Annotated in this window: 3 protein-coding genes; 2 read left to right on the top strand and 1 reads right to left on the bottom strand. The window is 59.9% G+C overall.

Annotated features, from left to right (window positions below):
* Both ACIP66_RS28295 and rlmF read left to right on the top strand, forming a co-directional pair.
* A partial coding sequence (locus ACIP66_RS28295; RefSeq protein ID WP_400652540.1) for a valine--tRNA ligase occupies positions 1 to 2,069 on the top strand: 2,069 nt, incomplete at its 5' end.
* Between the two features lie 225 nt (positions 2,070 to 2,294).
* A complete protein-coding gene (gene rlmF, locus ACIP66_RS28290) occupies positions 2,295 to 3,314 on the top strand; it encodes a 23S rRNA (adenine(1618)-N(6))-methyltransferase RlmF (protein ID WP_150729529.1) in 1,020 nt (339 codons plus the stop codon).
* A gap of 181 nt (positions 3,315 to 3,495) precedes the next feature.
* On the opposite strand, the gene ACIP66_RS28285 is transcribed toward rlmF, so the two are convergent.
* The coding region (locus ACIP66_RS28285) for an HU family DNA-binding protein (RefSeq protein ID WP_400652543.1) at positions 3,496 to 3,659 on the bottom strand (164 nt) is incomplete at its 5' end.

The raw sequence follows: 3,659 nt of genomic DNA, 5'->3' as shown, positions 1-3,659 counted from the left end.
CAGACGATTACAGCGATCCTGAATTCGGCACAGGCTGCGTGAAAATCACCCCGGCCCACGATTTCAACGACTACGAAGTCGGCAAGCGCCACAACCTGCCGCTGCTGAACATCTTCGACAAGAACGCCAACGTGCTGCCGGCAGCCCAGGTGTTCAACCTCGACGGCACGCTGAACGACAGCATCGACGGCGCAATTCCAGCTGAATACGCCGGCCTCGAGCGTTTTGAAGCGCGCAAGCAGATCGTTGCTGCGTTCGACGCCGCCGGCCTGCTGGTCAGCGTCAACGACCACGCCCTGAAAGTGCCGAAAGGCGACCGCTCCGGCACCATCATCGAGCCGTGGCTGACCGACCAGTGGTACGTGTCGACCAAGCCTTTGGCCGAGCCTGCGATTGCTGCCGTTGAAGACGGTCGCATTCAGTTCGTACCGAAGCAGTACGAAAACATGTACTTCTCGTGGATGCGTGACATTCAGGACTGGTGCATCAGCCGTCAGCTGTGGTGGGGCCACCGGATTCCGGCCTGGTACGACGAGTCGGGCAAAGTCTATGTCGGTCGCGACGAAGCCGAAGTGCGTGCCAAGCACAACCTTGGCCCGGACGTGGCGCTGCAACAGGACAATGACGTACTCGACACCTGGTTCAGTTCCGGTCTGTGGACGTTCTCCACTCTGGGCTGGCCTGAAAAGACCGAATTCCTGAAGAAATTCCACTCCACCGACGTGCTGGTGACGGGCTTCGACATCATTTTCTTCTGGGTTGCCCGGATGATCATGCTGACCATGCACCTGATCAAGAACGAGGACGGCACGCCGCAGGTACCGTTCAAGACCGTTTATGTACACGGTCTGGTGCGTGATGGTCAGGGCCAGAAGATGTCCAAGTCCAAGGGCAACGTCCTTGACCCGCTGGACATCATCGACGGTATCGAGCTGGAAGACCTGGTGCAGAAGCGCACCTCTGGCCTGATGCAGCCGAAACTGGCGAAGAAGATCGAGAAGCAGACCCGCGACGAGTTCGCCGACGGCATCGCCAGCTACGGCACCGACGCCCTGCGCTTCACCTTCTGCTCGCTGGCTTCGACCGGGCGCGACATCAAGTTCGACATGGGCCGCGTTGAAGGCTATCGCAACTTCTGCAACAAGATCTGGAACGCCGCGCGTTATGTTCTGGACAAGGGCGAAGATTGCGGCCAGAACGGCGAAGCCTACGAGCTGTCGCTGGCGGATCGCTGGATCATCTCGCAACTGCAACGCACCGAAGCCGAAGTGACCCGTCAACTCGATCAGTTCCGTTTCGACCTCGCCGCGCAAGCGCTGTACGAGTTCATCTGGAACCAGTATTGCGACTGGTACCTGGAACTGTCCAAGCCTGTGCTGTGGGACGAGAATGCGCCGGTTGAACGTCAGCGCGGCACTCGCCGTACGCTGGTTCGCGTATTGGAAGTGGCGCTGCGCCTGGCGCATCCATTCATGCCGTTCATCACTGAAGAAATCTGGCAGCGCATCGCGCCGCTGGCCGGTATTCAGGGCAAGACGATCATGCTGCAACCTTGGCCAGTGGCCAACGAAGAGCGCATCGATCCGGCCGCCGAGAACGACATCGAATGGCTGAAGGAACTGATGCTCGGCACGCGCAACATCCGTGGCGAAATGAACATCGGCCCGGGCAAACCACTGCCGATCTACCTGAAGAACGTCAGCGCTGAAGACCAGCGCCGTCTGACCGAGAACGAAGCGCTGCTGAAGAAACTGGCGCGTCTGGAATCGATCACTGTTCTGGCGGCTGGCGAAGAAGCCCCGCTGTCCGCGACTGCACTGGTTGGCGAGATGGAAGTGCTGGTGCCGATGGCCGGTCTGATCGACAAGGGCGCCGAGCTGGCGCGTCTGGACAAGGAAATCCTGCGTCTGCAGGGTGAAGTCCAGCGTGTTGGCGGCAAACTGTCCAACGCCGGTTTCGTTGACAAGGCCCCGGCCGAAGTCATCGAGAAGGAACGCGCCAAACTGGCCGAGGCTGAACAAGCCTTGGCCAAACTGGCTGAGCAACACGCGCGGATTGCCAGCCTGTAACGGCAAATCGCATTGAAAAAGGGAGGCCCAAGTGGCCTCCCTTTTTCATTCCCGCCACATTCCCCCTTGTAGGAGCTGCCGCAGGCTGCGATCTTTTGATCTGGCTTTTAAAAACCAAGATCAAAAGATCGCAGCCTGCGGCAGCTCCTACATGGGATCGGCGCATAGCTCGTCAATGTGGGACAATACCCGCCACTTTCAGCCATACCCGAATCGATCACGCCCATGAACGCCCCCCGCACACCCAAACCTGCGCGCAAAAAGCCCGACTCCGCGACCCCGGCCAAGACCGTCGAGCCGCGTGAAAAGGCCAGCCTGCACCCGCGCAATCGCCATCAGGGTCGTTACGACTTCCCGGCGCTGATCAAGACCACGCCGGAACTGGCGAAGTTTGTGATCACCAACCCGTACGGCAAGGAAAGCATCGACTTCGCCAGCCCCGACGCGGTGCGCGTGTTCAACCGGGCGCTGCTCAAGTCGTTCTATGGCATCCAGCATTGGGACATCCCGGCAGACTACCTCTGCCCGCCAGTGCCGGGCCGTGCCGATTACGTGCACTTCCTCGCTGACCTGCTGGCGAGCATGAACGACGGCAAGGTGCCGCGCGGCGCAATCGTCAACGTGCTGGACATCGGCATGGGCGCCAACTGCGTGTATCCGCTGATCGGTAACAGCGAATACCGCTGGCACTTCCTTGGCTCGGAGATCGACCCGACGGCCGTGGCTGCCGCCAAAGCAATCGTTCAGTCCAACGACTTGAACAAGGTGATCCAGTTGCGCTTGCAGGAAAACCGCAAGCACATCCTGATCGGCCTGCTGGAGCCAGGTGAGCGTTTCGACCTGACCATGTGCAACCCGCCGTTCCACGCCTCGATGGACGAAGCGACCAAGGGCAGCGAGCGCAAATGGCGCGCCCTGGGCAAGGCCGATCCGAAACGCAAACTGCCGGTGCTGAACTTCGGTGGCCAGTCGGCCGAGCTGTGGTGTGAAGGCGGCGAAGCGCGTTTCGTGACGCAACTGATCGCCGAGAGCGCGAACTTCCAGCACAAAGTGCTGTGGTTCAGCACGCTGGTGTCGAAGGCGTCGAACCTGCCAGCCATCGAAACCGCGCTGAAAAAGGCCGGCGTGCTGGAAAGCCAGGTCGTGGAGATGTCGCAGGGCCAGAAGCAGAGCCGCTTTGTGGCATGGACGTTCCAGACCAAGTCCGAGCAGCAGATCTGGCGCCGCGAGCGCTGGGTTCGCTAACCCTGGGCTGCCCCCTGTAGGAGCTGCGGCACGCTGCAATCTTTTGATCTTGATTGATTTTTAAACACAAGATCAAAAGATCGCAGCGTGCCGCAGCTCCTACAGGGGTAAAGCGTCAAATCGCAGGCACAAAAAAACCGTGCCCGGATCACTCCGGAGCACGGTTTTTTATTGCTGCGTCTTACTTGTTCACAGCGTCGGTCAGGCCTTTGGCCACAACCAGCTTGATCACTTTCTTCGCAGGGATTTCGATGGCAGCGCCAGTCGAAGGGTTACGGCCAGTGCGGGCAGGACGCTCGGTCACTTTCAGCTTGCCGATACCTGGAAAGGTGATTTCGACGCCGT

Source organism: Pseudomonas sp. NPDC088429, assembly GCF_044753305.1.
Taxonomy (GTDB): domain Bacteria; phylum Pseudomonadota; class Gammaproteobacteria; order Pseudomonadales; family Pseudomonadaceae; genus Aquipseudomonas; species Aquipseudomonas rustica.
Note: the sequence above shows the minus strand (reverse complement) of the source record. Positions and strands in the feature narration are given on the sequence as shown.

Coding starts and splice junctions, on each gene's coding strand:
- rlmF (WP_150729529.1), top strand. CDS start 2,295: ATGAACGCCCCCCGCACACCCAAACCTGCGCGCAAAAAGCCCGACTCC.